Below are 14669 nucleotides of genomic sequence, written 5' to 3'. Positions count from 1 at the left end.
GCCACTGCGGTCGGTCCCATGGCCCGGCAGGTCGGCGCCGCAGGTGAGGCCAGCCCTGCCGGGACACAACCCGCCTCTCGCGGCTTCGCCGATGAGCGGTCGGTGCGCAATGGCTGTGGGGCGCTTCAGGGGTTGCCGCGTACGGATGTCGATCAGGCAGGGGTGCAGCGGTCGCGCAGGGTTGCGACACCGTCGCCTTCGAGTTCGTCGCAGTACGTGGTACGCCCAGTCATCGCCATGGTCAGTGCCAGGGTGGTGCCGGACACGAGTGGCCCGGAGCCGGTGGTGAAGGGGCCGTCGTTCGCGACGAGTCGCAGGCCGCGGATGCGGCCTTTGGCCAGGACCACCTGGTCGGAGCCCTGGTAGTACCGGGCGACCTGCGTGATGGTCTCGATCGGGTAGGGCCGGCGGATGTCCAGGGGGCGCCGGATGTCCTCCCCGTGCACGATCGTTTCGCCGAGCATCGCCATGGTCGGCAGCGGCGGTTTGGTCCTGCTCATGACGATGCCGCGGAATCTTTCCAGTGTCTCGGCGGCAGTTGCGCCCAACTGCTCGTTCAGCCGCATGGTCACCTGCTTGTCGAAGTCGAATCTGCATCGGATGACCCCTGCCAGCCATTGCCAGGAGTTCAGGCTTGCCCCTGCGATGAGGTGAGCGAGCACCTCTCGTACCGTCAACCCGGTGCACAACGACGGCGTCGCGAACTGCTGATCAGTCAGGCCCGCGAGGTCGGCCGCCAGTGCCGCGCGTTCTGCGTGGATCCGAGACCAGGTGTCGCTTCCACGATCGATGCGGGCTCCTGCTTCCTTCTCGGTCATGTCGAGGTCTCCTGTCGTGGTCGAGTGTCGGTTCATCAGGGCGAGATAACGCCGGTCCAGCGGTAACTGGCTCCGGTGGTGAGGGTCTGCCGGAGTGGAGACCGCCGCTGCGGGACAGAATCGTCGCTCGTGAGCAAAGATCCTTCTGGGTTGGCTGGAGACTCGGCTGCGGTGCGCGACGAGCATGCCGATCTTGGCCGGGCGCGCGAGGGTGACGACGAGGCCTTCACCCGCTTGGTCCAGCCACTGCGCCGGGAGTTGCACGCCCACTGCTACCGCATGCTCGGCTCAACCCATGACGCCGATGATGCGGTGCAGGAAACCCTGCTGCGGGCTTGGCGAGGACTCGCGCGATTCGAGGAACGCAGCTCTCTGCGCTCGTGGCTCTACACCATCGCAACCCGGGTCTGTCTGAATATCGTGGAGTCCCGTGGTAGACGGCCGCTACCCGTCGACCTTGGTCCCTCCAGTGACCGTGCGGTGCTCGATGACCGGCCGCTGACGGAGTTCGCCTGGCTGGGCCCCTACCCTGACGCCGGCCTCGGCGACGGTCCATCAGCTCCCAGCGCAAGGTATGAACAGCGTGAAGCCGTCGAACTTGCCTTCGCCGCCGCGTTGCAACATCTACCGGGCAACCAGCGGGCGGCGCTGCTGCTCTTCGACGTCCTCGGCTTCTCTGCGGCCGAGATAGCCAACACGATGAACACCTCGACCACCTCGGTGAACTCGGCCCTCGCCCGCGCCCGCCGGGTGATCGCGGAGAAGGTCCCACCGCAGTCCCAGCAGCAGACCCTACGGAAGATCGACGACGCTCGCGTACGGCAGATCGTCGCCCGATTCTCCACCGCGTTCGAGCGCGGTGACGCCGATGCGCTCGTTGCCCTGCTCACCAACGACGTCACGTGGTCGATGCCCCCGATGGCGCACTGGTACCGCGGGATCGAGGCGGTCACCGACTTCGCCGTTCAGGTCCCGCTGACCGGTTGCGGGAGTTGGCGGTATCGTCCGACGACTGCGAACGGTCAGCCTGCCGTCGGGTTCTACCTCGGCAACGACCAGACGGGCCCGCACCTTGGTTGGTCGATAACCGTGTTGACCTTGAGGGATGAGCGCATCGCGGAGATCACGTCGTTCCTCGGCGCGGAGCACTTCCCGGCTTTCGCACTGCCGACGTCACTACCGTGATCCGGACAGCGGCCCAACGTTACGTTGACCGACCGCACGCTCATGGCACCAAGGTGCTCGGCAACCGGCGCGTGGATCAGCCCGGCGTTGGAGCGGAATCGGAGTACGTCCATGGCCTGGGGTAGCAGGATCGGCGGATCGCTTCTCGCATCGCGAGGAGACCAGGTATCGCCAGCCCATTCGAGAAGCTCGACCGCCTCAAGCCGCTGCCCGCGCCGGGCAGCCAACACGGCTGATGCCCGGCGATCCCGAAGTCGAACACCGGCCAAGTATGCCGACCCCAACGCCTCGCCCCACATGCTGCTTTCCACGTTGTCGCCGGCCACAACCCCGGCTCCCACGGCACCGTCACAACCGGGGCTCTTGCCTCGCGGTTCGACGTGCATGTCGAGGTCGTCACCGACGGGGACCGGGCTGCCGACCGGGACGGCTGGCGGGAGGCACTGCACTCGCGCCCATGGCGGGACGAGGTTCTCGCGCCGGACCGAAGACGCCGGCGCGGAGGGCTGCGGCGGCCGCGGCGGCGGTACGCCGGGCGAACTCCTCGTCGATGGGTTCGTCGATGACGAGCAGCCGCAGGAAGAAGGGCGCGCCCAGGATCTCGATCGCGGCCCGGGCATCGGTGCCATCAGCCAGTTCGCCGCGGGCGACGGCGTGGTCGACGACGGCCTCGGCCAGGCCGAACCGTTCGGCGAAGAAGCCGCGGACGATCTGCGCGGCGCGCGGGTTGCGGGGCGCGGCCGCGGCAAGGGCCGTGATCAGCTCACCGGGTTCGCCGGCCATGCCGCGCCGGATCAGCAACGCCAGTTCCTCGAGGTCGGTGTCGAGGTCGCCGGTGTCCGGGATCGGGACGACCTCACTGGCGTACTCGCTGAGCAGGTCGCCGAGGACGCCTTCCAGGTCGGTCCACCGGCGGTAGACCGACGTCTTGTTGACGCCGGCCGCCTGGGCGATCCGTTCGACGGTCAGTTCGGCGTACCCGTCGGCGAGGAGGCCACGGGCGGCCGTGAGGACCGCCGCCCGGACGCGGGCGCTGCGCCCGCCCGGACGCTGGCCGACAGACATCGGACACCTCCTTTGACGCACCGGCTGTTGCGTTACACCATCCCACTCGGCAAACTCAAAAGGCAACACGAGTTGCGATTGGAGGCAACCATGAAGGCCACTGTCTGCGTCGTCGGCGGCGGGCCCGCGGGGCTCGTCCTGGGGCTGCTGCTCGCCCGGCAGGGAGTGCAGGTCACCGTGCTGGAGAAGCACGCCGACTTCCTCCGGGACTTCCGCGGCGACACGGTGCATCCCTCCACACTGAACATGCTCGACGAGATCGGGCTCGGCGAACGGATGGCGGTGCTGCCCGGGCGCAAGGCCGGCGCGTTGCGCGTCACCTTCGACGACGGCACCTACGCCGTCGCGGACTTCACGCGCCTGCCGACGCCACACAACTACCTGTACTTCGTCCCCCAGTGGGACTTCCTGGAGATGCTCGCCACCGAGGCGGCGAGGTTCCCCACCTTCACGCTGCTTCGCTCCACCACCGTGACGGGCCTGCTCCGCGACCCGTCAGGCGCCGTCACCGGCGTGCGCGCCGTGAGCCCGGAGGGCGAACTGGAGATCGAGGCGTCGCTCACTGTCGCCTGCGACGGCCGTGATTCGGTGGTACGCCGGAAACTCGGCCTGCGGCCGGTCGACTACGGCGCACCCATGGACGTGCTGTGGTTCCGGATCTCACGCCGCGCAGGCGACGGCGACGGCCTGACAATGCGGGTCGGCGCCGGCGGGCTGATGCTCGCCATCGACCGCGGCGACTACTACCAGTGCGCGTACGTCATCGCCAAGGGCGGCTACGACGAGATCCGCACGGCCGGGCTGGAGGCGCTGCGGGAACAGGTGACCCGGCGGCACCCCGTCCTCGCCGACCGAGTCGGTGAACTCGCCACCTGGGACGACGTCAAACTGCTGACGGTGAAGGTCAACCGGCTGCAGCGCTGGCACGCGCCCGGCACGCTGCTCATCGGCGACGCCGCACACGCCATGTCCCCGATCGGCGGCGTCGGCATCAACCTGGCGGTGCAGGACGCCGCGGCCACCGCCCGGATGCTGGGCCCTAGCCTCGCCGCCGGGCAGCCGGTCACCGAAGCCGACCTCGCCGCGGTGCAGAGGCGCCGGCACCTCCCGACGGTGCTGACGCAGAACCTCCAGCGCGCCGCGCAGCGGCGCGTCGTCGACCCGCTGCTGCACGCCACCGGCCGGATCGACGCCCCGGCACCGATACGCCTGGCGAACCGGTTCCCGGCACTGCAAGCCCTCCCCGCCCGGCTGGTCGGCATCGGCGTACGCCCCGAACACGTGCGTTGACCCACCGTTCCGACAGACGGATGGAGACGCGATCCGCAGGGACGGACTCTCGGGGCAAAAGGTCGGCTGGCGTGGTGGTCGTCGGACGTGTCAGGGGTTCGGGGCGGTCGATACGCTCACAGCCAAGAGCTCTGCGGGCTCAGCCCGCCGATACCTGCCGAGGCGAACGCCCCAGCGGCAGCAGTGCCACCAGCATCAACAGCCCGGCCAACGGCATCAGATCCAAGTTCACCGGCGGCAGCAGCACCCCGACGAGCATGACCACCGGGCTCCACCACGGCAGCCGGCCCGCCCTGGCGGCCAGCACGGCGACCGCCACGATCCCGACGAAGAAGAACAGTGGCCCGACGTCGTAGATTGCGGGTCGCACGCCGGGTAGGCCGGAGAAGTCGTGCTGCAGGCTCCGCAGCTCTTCCTTGTCGGCAGCCATGAATGCCTGCACGATGTCTGCTCCGAACTGGACCACGGATGCCGCCAGACCGAGCAGAGTCGCGCCGACCACCACTTCGCGCACCGCCCCGGCGGGCAGTAGCGTCCGCAGCCCCAGGACCAGCGGCACGAACAGGAGGAAGCCGGCCAAGCCGAGGAAATGGGCGAGTTGCCAGTCGAACCCCGGCCCGTACATGTTGTCGAGTCTGCCGACGATACGGGCCACGCCGTAGCCGCCCAACGCGAGCGGCCCGGCGATCAGAGCGAACTTCGCTGCCTTCGTCATGCTGAAGATCATGGTCGCGCACCGGATCATGGTGCCTCCGGCGGAACCCCCGCCCGCGACCCTGAGAACCCCCGCAGAAGTCGACCCTGACCATCTACAGGCGGCCGAGCAAGGCAAGGTCGCGAGCCCAGCAGTACGAACCACGAGCGTGCCGAATCGTGTGCACCCGCCGAACGGACCTCAGGTGTCGTACTCGCCGCTGTCCCATGGCTCAGTAAAGGCCATGTAGTCGCCGGGCTCGACGGTGACCCACCACGTGTCGTCGTCGTCCTCCGGCTCCCGGGGAATCAGGCCGAAGGTTGTACCGAACCGATCGATCGCGAAGGGCTCGACCTCGATACGGGTGAACGTAACCTCTCCAAGCTCCTTCAGCCGAGCGTCACATGCCGCCCGCCGCGCCATACGGTCCATCCGGGCTCTGGGACCGAAGGCGTCGATCCTGGCCTCCAGGAACCGGCCCTCGGAGTCGAAGAGGTACAGAGCGACAAACTCCTGACCGTCGTCGTCGCCTCGGAGGGCTGGTTCGAAGGGAGTGGTGAGGAAGAACTGCCTGCCGTCAGCGGTGCGCCCCACATGCTCGGCATGATAGTCGTCATGATCGATGGCGAGACAGCGCGGCGGTCCGGCCCTCATCCCACTCGTCCTCTCCTCGCGCCGACGGCGGGAGCCGTCGCGATCGCTACGCCAGCATCATGCCGTCCGGGTACGACAGGATCGTGTCCCAGCGATCTCACCACCGTGCACCGACGTGCCACTCGTCGTCGTGTCATCCTTCGGGATCGTGCAGTGAGGTCGGAGAGAGCAGCGGCTGAAGTAGAGCGGGGTTGATGATCGCCGGCAACCGCCGGGCTACCCCAGCGAGGAGGTCGGCGACCTGGACCCGCGGATCGTCGCGGGAGTCGACCATCACCAGCCCGGCCAGGGGCGATACGCCGGCCGGCAACGCCCCAGCCTTCTCGGCGTCTGCCGCCGACGGTCCGCCGCCGTTGGCCAGCACCTGCTGGAGGCGGGTCAACCGGTCGGCCGTGAGGGCGCTCTGCTCATCGTGGATCACCAGCACCTGCCGCCGTCCGGCGCTCCAGGACAAGACCGTTTCCGCCAGCGCCGGCAGCATCGGTTCCAGCGGCGGCGGGATCGACCGGTCGTCGTTGTCGAGCCTGGTCACCACCGCCCACACGTGGCTCGGACTGAGCCCGTTGAGGACAGCATCGGCCGGTGTGCCGAGCCCGTGTCGTACCAGCGCATCCCGGGCCTGGAAGAACCGCTCCACGGTCCGGCGATCCGGACGCCGCCGTTTGATCCGGACCAGGTCGACGAAGGCTGCCAGGAAGACACCCCAGTCGCTTCCGGCTGAGCGCCTGGCCCGGTACAGGGCGAGAGCGGCCGGACGGTCGCCCTGAGTCAGGCGGGTACCGGCCGCGTACGACGGCTCGGTCAGCAGCAGGTCGACGATGCGGGTTACGAGGAAGAACTCCTTGTCGACCAGATGGACGTGCGCGCGGCCCTTCAGCGCCGCCAGGAACCACTCCAGCGCTTCACCCGCGCCCGGGCCGCGAAGGAACTGCCCGGACTTGAACTCGTGCGGCGAGAACCGGAACCCGGACCGCAGCGCTGTGATCAGCCCGATGGCCTCGTCCGCGCCCAGGTCGACACTCGCGTGCGTGATCACCGGGGTGGTCGAACGGAGCAGATTGGTGCCCGAGAATCCGGACTCGTCACAGGCGATCTCCACCACGGCGCCAACCACCGCGTCCACCGGCGGTAGCCCGCCCTGAAACGGCGATCTCACCACCGATCCCCCCACCATGCCGACCATGGTCACCCGTACGCCCTCGTCGAACAATCCAATTGCGGCCGGGAGGCCCGCGACGGAGAACATGCTCCTGCTGGTGCTGAGGCACTGGACGACGGACCACAGATCACCGCCGAACGCGGCCGCAGGTCGTTACGAGCAGCGACGCGGGACACAGCACCAGGGTCGGGCCTGCGGTGGCGGGGTCGGCCCGCCGTGGCCGCGCGAGTCGGCCCATCCGCTTGTGCCGCCGAGCGGGTGCGCCCTGCCGGGCGTTCGGCACTGCCCGAGGCGCTGTCCGGGTGCCTCCTCCGTGGTGACGTCTCGGCTGGCGTCGAGGCGGGCGTTGTTGGCAACGTCGGTCATCGTGGAGCTGCTATCCGAAGAGGGTGGGCGGTCTTGTGAACGCGTGGTCGCGGGGAGCCAGGCGGTGGCGTGGTCCGGCCGCCCGAAGCACCACGTCGAGGACCTGGTCGGGGTTGGCGGCGTAGCTTGTGCTGAACCAGGCCATGTTCGCCTCCACCACGGCCCAGTGTTCGTCGCCGCGGTCGGCGTTGCTGGCGAGGCCGACGTCGACAACGACGGCGCTGGGCAGGCTGTCAGCGCAGGCGTCGAGCAGGCTGACGGCGAAGTCGAGCACGGCGGCGCGGTGTGGGCAGGCGGCGAGGGGAGCCGGGTCGAGCCGGCCGTTGGTGGCGTAGCGGCTGGCGGCGTGCACTGCGGCGTCGAGGACGAACAACCGATACTCCACCAGGAACGTCACGATCTCGCTGACCAGCACCGGAGTGTCGGCGGGGTGGCGCTCGGCACGGGGCAGGCGGGAGCCGTCGGCGTAGACGCCGGCCGTCAGGGTCTTGTCTCGGGGCGGCTTGACGAACATTGGCGTACGGGACCAGCGTGCGTCGCCGAGAGTGGTGAGGGTGATGTCGCGGCGGGTGTACTCGTACGGCAGCTGCGCCAGCCAGTCGTCGGCCGGTTCGAGCATCGCCAGGTCGAGGTCCGCGGCGACGGCAGCGGCGAAGGCCGGTCCTCCGTAGAGGTGCCCGCCCCAGGCCCGCCGCAGCTGAGCTGGTACTGACGGGTGGGGCAGTTGCTCCACTGCCAGGCCCCGTCGCCGGGCCGATTCAGCAAGCAGCTCGGCGGTCCTGTCGAGGCGCGGCGGCAGCACCAGGAAGTCACCGACCGGGACGGCGATGGTCATGACTGACGATTCTGAGGACCCGCCACGTTGCCGTCGCCTGATTATCCTCGCCGCACCCGCTGGGAGGGTTGTGGCCAGAGAACGGATCCCTCTCCGGCGCCCTTGTGGCCGGAGTTCTACGTCGTCAGTCAGAGCGTTGGGCGGCTTCTACGATGGCCGTCGCCGACCAGGTGGCGAGGATCTTCAGCCGCTCTTCGTGGATGGTTCCGGGTTCGGCGGTGTACACAGTCAGTTCGTGGACGGCGCGCGATGGTGTCGGCAGCGCGAGGGGCTGATAGGTCAACTCCAGCGCGCCGACGACAGGGTGCTGCAGACGTTTGACTCCTTCGTGCCGGATGCGGATGTCGTGTGATGCCCACATCTTCCGGAATTCGGTGCTGAGGGTGCAGAGCTCGCCGACGAGTTCCCGCAGTAGCCGGTCTTCGGGGTTTCGACCCGCCTCGGCGCGCAGCAGGGCGACGGTCGAGGCGGCGCCGGCCTCCCAGTCTGCGAAGAAGTCTTGTGATGCCGGGTCGAGGAAATGGTAGCGGGCGAAGTTCGCTCTGCCGTTGGCTGTGGTGGTGTCGCTGGTGAACATGGGTGCGTGCAGTGCACGGGCGAGCGCGTTGCTGGCGACCACGTCGAGACGTCCGTTGCGCAGGAATGCTGCCGACATCGTGATGGAATCGATCAGCCACTGCAGGTGGGGTTCGACCTTCACCTCGGTGCGTCGGGGATTTCGGCGGGCTTTCGGCCGGGCGGCGTGGGCCAGGTCGAACAGGTAGGTGCGTTCTTCGTCGTCGAGGTGCAGTGCTCGGGCCACGGCGTCGAGAACGTCTTCGGAGATTCCGCTGATGTGGCCCTTCTCCAGTCTTGTGTACCACTCGGTGCTGACGCCGGCGAGGACGGCGACCTCTTCCCGCCGCAGGCCGGGCACACGGCGCCGGACACCGGCGGGCAGCCCGGCCTGCTCGGGGCTGATCTTGGCGCGGCGGCTGGTCAGGAAGTCACGAATGGTGGTGCGATGGTCGGCCGGGTCGGGCATGTTCCCACGGTAAGCCCGAATGAACCTGGCAGAGGGGGGAGAGCTTGTACCCCCTATGAACGCCACCTTTCTCACGCCCCCGGTGCGGCGCTCAAATGGATGCGAAGACGTTTCCGAAGCTGCACAGGAGTTCATGCATGCAGGGAGAAGCCACTCCCCTGAACGGCGGTTCCCGGTCCGGCGCGAGCGCGGCCCGTTCCGCTGCGCTGCCCATGTTGATCTACGTCCTCGCTCTGGGGACGTTCCTGATGGGCACGACCGAGTTCATCGTGGCAGGTGTGTTGCCGGAGATCGCAGGTGACCTGCAGGTCAGTGTCGCCCACGCGGGTCTGCTGATCACGGTGTTCGCGATCGGGATGATCATCGGTGCGCCGCTGATGGCGATGCTCACGCTGCGGCTGCCGCAACGCGTGGCCCTCATCCTCGCGCTGGCGGTGTTCGCGATCGGCCATCTCGTGGTGGCACTCGGTGACAGCTTCGCGGTGCTTCTGCTGGCGCGGTTGATCACCGCGTTCGCCACGGGCGCGTTCTGGGCCCTGTCCGCCGTGGTCGCGACCCGCGTCGCCGGGCCGGCGCGCGGAGCGCGGGCCATGGGTCTGGTGAACGCCGGAGGCATGCTCGCCACGGCGCTGGGCGTCCCGCTCGGCGCGTTCGCCGGCCAGCTCATCGGGTGGCGGGGCACGTTCTGGGCGCTCGCCGTCCTGGCGCTGGCCGCCACCGCGCTGATTTCCCGTCACGTCCCCCACGAGAAGGGACGGGCCCAGTCGGCGTCGGTGCGTTCCGAACTGTCCGGGCTGCGTTCCGGGCGGCTGTGGCTGGCCCTTGCCGGCTGCGCGGCGACCACCGGTGGTGTGCTTGCCGCGTACTCCTACATCGCGCCGTTGCTCACCGACCAGGCCGGTGTTCCGGCACGGCTGGTGCCGTTGGCGCTGGTCGGGTTCGGCGTCGGCGCCCTGGTGGGGTCACTGGTCGCCGGCCGTCTCGGCGACGCTCACCCGCACGTGGTCACGCTCGTGGCGCCCGTCGTCACCGCGATCCTGCTTGGGATGATCTGCCTGGCATCGGGAATGCCGTGGCTGACAGCGGGTGTGGTCGTGCTGCTCGGGTTCTTCGGGCTGGGCGCGAACCCGGTGCTGATCGCACTGGCCGTGCGTTTCGCCGGGCGGGCGCCCACGCTGGCGTCCTCGCTGACCGTGTCGGCGTTCAATGCCGGTACCGCCGTCGGCTCCTGGATCGCGGGCCTGGCGCTGGCCTCCACGCTCGGCGCCACCGGGCCCGCCGCCGTCGGCGCGGCCATCGTCGTCCTGGCGGTGGTCCCCGCGGTGGCGTTGGCCCTCATCGCGCGCCGCCGCGCCGCGAGTCCGCCCAGATCGGGCGACGCCACGACAACCAGCGCAGCGGTCGAGACCTACGCCGCCGTCTGACAACCCCCACAACACATCGAAGGAAGAGGAAGACCATGCGCGCAACGCTCATGTACGGTGCCGGCGACGTCCGCGTCGAGAACGTGCCGGACTCCACGATCAAGCTGCCCACCGACGCGCTGGTGCGGATCACGGCGTCCTGTATCTGCGGCAGCGACCTGCACCCGTACCACTCGATGTCCCGTGAAACCGGCCCGGCCCGGATGGGACACGAACTGATCGGCATCGTCGAGGACACCGGCTCGGAGGTGACCACCCTCAAGCGCGGTGACCTGGTCGTCGCCCCGTTCGCCATCTCCGACAACACCTGCCAGTTCTGCCGCGAGAACCTGCAGACCTCCTGCTCCCACCCCCAGGCCAACTTCTTGGACGGCATCCCCGACGAAGGCGGGCAGGCCGAAGCGATCCGTATCCCCCTCGCCGACGGCACCCTCGTCAAGCTGCCCGTCGCCGCGGACTCCGCGCTCATCCCGTCGCTGCTCACCCTCGCCGACGTCCTCGGCACCGGCTACCACGCCGCCATCAAGGGCGGCGTGCGCAAGGGCAGCTCCGTCACCGTCGTCGGCGACGGCGCCGTCGGGCTCCTGGCCGTGCTGTCGGCCAAGCGCCTCGGCGCCGAGCAGATCATCCTCATGGGCCGCCACCAGGCCCGCACCGACCTGGGCACCGAATTCGGCGCCACCGACGTGGTTACCGAGCGCGGCGACGAGGGCATCGCCAAGGTCCGGGAACTGACCGGCGGCCACGGCACCGACGCCGTGCTCGAAGCCGTCGGCCACATGTCCGCCTACGAGCAGGCCGTCGGCGTCGTCCGCCCCGGCGGCGTGATCAGCCGCGTCGGCGTCCCCCAGTACGAGAACGCGCCCATCGGCTTCGGCAGCCTCTTCCGCCACAACCTCATCCTCGCCGGCGGCCCCGCTCCCGTGCGCGCGTACATCGAGGAGCTGATGCCCGACATCCTCGACGGCACCATCGAGCCCGGCAAGGTGTTCGACGCCACCACCGACCTCGACGGCGTGCCCGCCGGCTACCAGGACATGGACGACCGCAAGAGCCTCAAGGTCCTCATCAAGCCCTGACCCCGTGCACGGCCCCGCCCTCGCTGCCGACGTAACGGCACGAGGTCGGGGCCTTCACGCACAGGCACCACGGAGACCGACCGCGCCAGCATCGTCGGCGCGGGATGCGGCGACCGCGTCCGTGCCATCGAGTACGGCTGGCTGGACGCGATGCGAACGGCCCGCTGTTCGCCTACCGGCTGCCGGCCGATCGGTTCCGGCCCTTCGGTGTCCCTGAACCCCGTGCCCACGTCGCGGTCGAGCCGATCGAGCCACTCGGTCCGCCCGAGCCCGTAGGCGACCTCCTCGACTGCCATGCCGAGGCCGGCATCCAGCTACGCGTCCTGAACGTCTAGGTGCGTACCGGGAAGACGCCTGCCGGATCGGCGGGGACGTGCCGATGAACCCGGCGGCGACGATCGGCGCTGCGAGACGCGGTGAGCGGCTCGGGTGTACCACCGCACCGCCACGGTCCCCGCCTTGCCGGCCAGGCGAGGGACGAGCATGGCGTACGCGACGCCGAACGCCAGGCTGGCCAGCAGCGCCAGGAGCAGCGAGATGTCATCGACGGGCCGGAAGATCTGCCAGTGGGTGAGGTAGATGTAGATCGAACTCGCGGCCAGGGCCGCGGCGGCCCGGTTGAGCAGGGGCAGGCTGGGGAGGTCGGCCACCCAGATCATGAGGAGCAGGCCGCCGATGATGACGGCCTCGCGCCCGGGGTCCCCGAAGAACGTCGGCACGGTCGCGACGATCGCGAGCGTCACGCACAGTTTCTGGCCGGCGGTGGAGGCCTTGGCCGCCGCCCAACCGAGGGCGAACAGCCAGAACACGACGACCGGGGTGGGCAGTTCCACGTCGGGCACGAGTTGGTAACGCGAGATGAGCCCGAGAGCGGCCAGCGTCAGCGGCAGAGCGAACGGGCGGCGGCGTTCCAGCCGGTCGACGAACGGCAGGCTGAGCGCGGCGAGAAGGATGAGCAGGTAGTAGACCAGCGCCTCGATGAACCAGAAGTGCCACCAGTAGTTCGTGCCGTCCGCGGGCGCGGTGAGGTACCCGGCGAGGAAGACGCTGCCGAGGGTGTAGTCGTCGGTGAGCAGGTACATCGCGCCGATCCAGGTCGTGGCGGCCAGCACGATGCGGGAGGTGCTGCGGGCGAGCTTGGCGATGCGTTGGCGTCGTGGCGCCGCCGTGAGCTGGAATCGGGCGAAGTTGTAGCCGGCCACCCCGAGGAGGAGGTGCGCGCCGCCGGGCAGGTCGTACACCTGGATGTGGCTGCCGACGATGAGGACGATGGCGATGGCGCGCAGCGCCACGGTGGTGTCGAGGCGACTGCGCGAACTGCGCCGGCTATCAGGCACGGCCGGAGTCGGCCCCTCCTTCTGAGCCGGCGTCGGCGGAGGGGCGGGCGCGGGCCGCAGGTCACGGATCGGTGTGGTGTGCCAGTTCGGTGGCAGGTGGCCGAGGGCCTGCTCGAGGCGGATCGACATCTCGACGTACGACAGGGAGTCGCCGCCCAGGTCCACGAAGCTGTGTTCGGCGGTGGCCTCCTTCCGACCGAGGACCTCCGCGAACAGCGCGGTCAGGTCCGGAGAAGCGGCTGCCGGAGTGGGCTGCGGCGGGGTCGCGGCGAGAGCTCGGATGGCCGGGTAGTCGGGTTTGCCCGATGCGAGCCGGGGCAGGCGGTCGAACAGGTGGACGTCCACGACGTGGCGCGGCAGCCCGTGGTGGCGGCTGACGAGGGTGTGCAGGTGGTCGCGGTCGGCGTCGCCCTCGACGGCGATCAGCAGCCGTTCGTCGTCGCCGGTGACGAAGGCGGCGTACCCGTTCGTCCGCAGCATGGTTTCGATCTGCCGTAGGTCGAGCCGGAGACCGAAGATCTTGAGGAAGTCCGTGCGGCGGCCGACGATCTCGTAGAGGCCCTCGGGTGTGCGGCGAGCGATGTCGCCGGTGCGCAGCTCGGTGATGGTGCGGCCACGGCCGAGGTCGGCGGGGCGCTCGGCGTAGCCGAGCATGACGTTGCGGCCGCGGTACACCAGTTCTCCGGTGTCCGGGGCACCCTCGTCGTCGGGCAGGGGATGCAGGTGGAGGCTTCCACCGGGCACGGCGACACCGATGGTGTGCGGGTGCCGCTCCGCCAGGTCCGGGGGCAGGTAGGCGATGCGGGCAGTGGCCTCGGTCTGGCCGTACATGACGACCAGGTCGAAGCCCTTGCTGCGGCCGAGTTCCGCGTAGCGGCGTACGCGCTCGGGCGCGAGTCGTCCGCCGGCCTGGGTCACGTAGCGCAGCGTGGGCAGGGTCATGTCGGCGAAGCCGACCCGGTCGAGCAGGTCGAAGGTGTACGGGACGCCGGCGAAGCTGGTGGCACCCGTGTCGCGCACCCGCTGCCAGAAGGCGGCATCGGCCACCGACAGGTCGTTGAGGATCAGGCAGGCACCGCGCAGCAGGTGACTGTTGATCACGGAGAGTCCGTAGCAGTAGTGCATCGGCAGGGTCGTGACCGGCCGATCCGCCGACGTGATCCCCAGGTAGTCCGCGATCGACTCCGCGTTCGCCTGCAGGTTGTCGTGGGACAGGCGGACCAGGCGCGGCGACCCGGTCGAACCGGAGGTACTGAGCAGCAGCGCCAGATCGGGGTGCAGGTCGTGGGCGCTGCGCCGGCGGCACTGGCTCGGGTGTGCGTGGTCGTCCGTGAACGTGACGTCGGGGTCGTAGGTCGCCGTCAGCCGTGCGAGCGCGGCGGGATTGTCCGCCGGCGCCAACAGCAGCGGGTGACCGGCGGCGAGCGCGGCGAGGTAGGTGACGATCGTGTCGACCTGGTTGGCTCCCGCCAGCAGGACGAGACGACGTCCGGGGCCAAGCATCGCGGCTCGGTCACGGACCCGGTCGGCGAGGTCACGGTACGACACGGCTCCCGCGGGCGTGAGCAGGGCAGGCCGGTCACCGTGCCGCGCCAGGCCGCGTGCGAAGGGCACGCCCGGGGCGGTGAGTGGATGGTCGACGAGGAGGGACACGGCGCACCTTAGGATGAACTAAGTTAGGGTGGCCTACCCTAACCTATCCGCAGATTGCCCCACCCCACCCTCGGCGCCGACTCCAC

Annotated in this window: 13 protein-coding genes; 5 read left to right on the top strand and 8 right to left on the bottom strand. The window is 69.5% G+C overall.

The annotated features are described in order from the left end of the window. Positions 1-152: 152 nt before the first annotated feature. Positions 153-818: a maleylpyruvate isomerase family mycothiol-dependent enzyme gene (locus ACGF5G_RS22825; protein ID WP_393265819.1), complete on the bottom strand. Its 666-nt coding sequence runs from the start codon at positions 816-818 to the stop codon at positions 153-155. A 171-nt stretch (positions 819-989) separates the two neighbouring features. On the opposite strand from ACGF5G_RS22825, the gene ACGF5G_RS22820 reads away from it, so the two are divergent. Then, a complete protein-coding gene (locus ACGF5G_RS22820) occupies positions 990-2003 on the top strand; it encodes a sigma-70 family RNA polymerase sigma factor (protein WP_393266052.1) in 1014 nt (337 codons plus the stop codon). A gap of 396 nt (positions 2004-2399) precedes the next feature. Here the strand turns inward: ACGF5G_RS22820 and ACGF5G_RS22815 are convergent, their stop codons facing one another. Further along, positions 2400-3068, bottom strand: coding sequence for a TetR/AcrR family transcriptional regulator (locus ACGF5G_RS22815; protein WP_393265817.1), 669 nt, complete (start codon positions 3066-3068; stop codon positions 2400-2402). A 90-nt stretch (positions 3069-3158) separates the two neighbouring features. Here ACGF5G_RS22815 and ACGF5G_RS22810 point away from each other — a divergent pair, with 90 nt between their 5' ends. Then, positions 3159-4358 carry an FAD-dependent oxidoreductase gene (locus tag ACGF5G_RS22810; protein WP_393265814.1) on the top strand — a complete coding sequence of 400 codons (1200 nt, stop codon included), beginning with the start codon at positions 3159-3161 and terminating at the stop codon, positions 4356-4358. Positions 4359-4497: 139 nt separating this feature from the next. On the opposite strand, the gene ACGF5G_RS22805 is transcribed toward ACGF5G_RS22810, so the two are convergent. The 5 genes from ACGF5G_RS22805 to ACGF5G_RS22785 all read right to left on the bottom strand — a co-directional run bounded on the left by ACGF5G_RS22805 (position 4498) and on the right by ACGF5G_RS22785 (position 9090). After that, positions 4498-5085, bottom strand: coding sequence for a hypothetical protein (locus tag ACGF5G_RS22805; RefSeq protein WP_393265812.1), 588 nt, complete (start codon positions 5083-5085; stop codon positions 4498-4500). Between the two features lie 168 nt (positions 5086-5253). After that, positions 5254-5706 (bottom strand): hypothetical protein, encoded by a 453-nt coding sequence (locus ACGF5G_RS22800; RefSeq protein WP_393265809.1) that lies wholly within the window; start codon positions 5704-5706, stop codon positions 5254-5256. A gap of 133 nt (positions 5707-5839) precedes the next feature. Beyond that, entirely contained in the window at positions 5840-6952 is a 1113-nt protein-coding gene (locus ACGF5G_RS22795) for a hypothetical protein (protein ID WP_393265808.1), read from the bottom strand. A gap of 289 nt (positions 6953-7241) precedes the next feature. Next, complete coding sequence (locus tag ACGF5G_RS22790; protein ID WP_393265806.1) at positions 7242-8066, bottom strand: ATP-grasp domain-containing protein; 825 nt, start codon at positions 8064-8066, stop codon at positions 7242-7244. A gap of 124 nt (positions 8067-8190) precedes the next feature. Then, positions 8191-9090: a helix-turn-helix domain-containing protein gene (locus tag ACGF5G_RS22785; protein ID WP_393265803.1), complete on the bottom strand. Its 900-nt coding sequence runs from the start codon at positions 9088-9090 to the stop codon at positions 8191-8193. A 95-nt stretch (positions 9091-9185) separates the two neighbouring features. Between ACGF5G_RS22785 and ACGF5G_RS22780 the strand changes: the two genes are divergently transcribed. The 3 genes from ACGF5G_RS22780 to ACGF5G_RS22770 all read left to right on the top strand — a co-directional run bounded on the left by ACGF5G_RS22780 (position 9186) and on the right by ACGF5G_RS22770 (position 11928). Then, the gene (locus ACGF5G_RS22780; protein WP_393265802.1) at positions 9186-10514 is read left to right on the top strand and encodes an MFS transporter; all 1329 of its coding nucleotides are present in this window, start codon (positions 9186-9188) and stop codon (positions 10512-10514) included. A 35-nt stretch (positions 10515-10549) separates the two neighbouring features. Continuing rightward, positions 10550-11593, top strand: coding sequence for a zinc-dependent alcohol dehydrogenase family protein (locus ACGF5G_RS22775; protein ID WP_393265799.1), 1044 nt, complete (start codon positions 10550-10552; stop codon positions 11591-11593). A gap of 104 nt (positions 11594-11697) precedes the next feature. Further along, the gene (locus tag ACGF5G_RS22770; RefSeq protein WP_393265797.1) at positions 11698-11928 is read left to right on the top strand and encodes a DUF6886 family protein; all 231 of its coding nucleotides are present in this window, start codon (positions 11698-11700) and stop codon (positions 11926-11928) included. Here ACGF5G_RS22770 and ACGF5G_RS22765 read toward each other — a convergent pair. Continuing rightward, positions 11908-14583, bottom strand: a complete 2676-nt coding sequence (locus tag ACGF5G_RS22765) for an AMP-binding protein (RefSeq protein WP_393265795.1) — start codon at positions 14581-14583, stop codon at positions 11908-11910. The two genes, ACGF5G_RS22770 and ACGF5G_RS22765, sit on opposite strands and share 21 nt — an antisense overlap. Positions 14584-14669 lie beyond the last annotated feature (86 nt).

Origin of the sequence: Micromonospora sp. NPDC047730, assembly GCF_043204765.1 — a bacterium.
Lineage (GTDB): Bacteria > Actinomycetota > Actinomycetes > Mycobacteriales > Micromonosporaceae > Micromonospora.
This window is presented reverse-complemented; position numbering and strand designations above follow the sequence as displayed.

Coding starts and splice junctions, on each gene's coding strand:
- ACGF5G_RS22825 (WP_393265819.1), bottom strand. CDS start 818: ATGACCGAGAAGGAAGCAGGAGCCCGCATCGATCGTGGAAGCGACACC.
- ACGF5G_RS22815 (WP_393265817.1), bottom strand. CDS start 3,068: ATGTCTGTCGGCCAGCGTCCGGGCGGGCGCAGCGCCCGCGTCCGGGCG.
- ACGF5G_RS22810 (WP_393265814.1), top strand. CDS start 3,159: ATGAAGGCCACTGTCTGCGTCGTCGGCGGCGGGCCCGCGGGGCTCGTC.
- ACGF5G_RS22805 (WP_393265812.1), bottom strand. CDS start 5,085: ATGATCTTCAGCATGACGAAGGCAGCGAAGTTCGCTCTGATCGCCGGG.
- ACGF5G_RS22800 (WP_393265809.1), bottom strand. CDS start 5,706: ATGAGGGCCGGACCGCCGCGCTGTCTCGCCATCGATCATGACGACTAT.
- ACGF5G_RS22795 (WP_393265808.1), bottom strand. CDS start 6,952: ATGTTCTCCGTCGCGGGCCTCCCGGCCGCAATTGGATTGTTCGACGAG.
- ACGF5G_RS22790 (WP_393265806.1), bottom strand. CDS start 8,066: ATGACCATCGCCGTCCCGGTCGGTGACTTCCTGGTGCTGCCGCCGCGC.
- ACGF5G_RS22785 (WP_393265803.1), bottom strand. CDS start 9,090: ATGCCCGACCCGGCCGACCATCGCACCACCATTCGTGACTTCCTGACC.
- ACGF5G_RS22780 (WP_393265802.1), top strand. CDS start 9,186: ATGGATGCGAAGACGTTTCCGAAGCTGCACAGGAGTTCATGCATGCAG.
- ACGF5G_RS22775 (WP_393265799.1), top strand. CDS start 10,550: ATGCGCGCAACGCTCATGTACGGTGCCGGCGACGTCCGCGTCGAGAAC.
- ACGF5G_RS22770 (WP_393265797.1), top strand. CDS start 11,698: ATGCGGCGACCGCGTCCGTGCCATCGAGTACGGCTGGCTGGACGCGAT.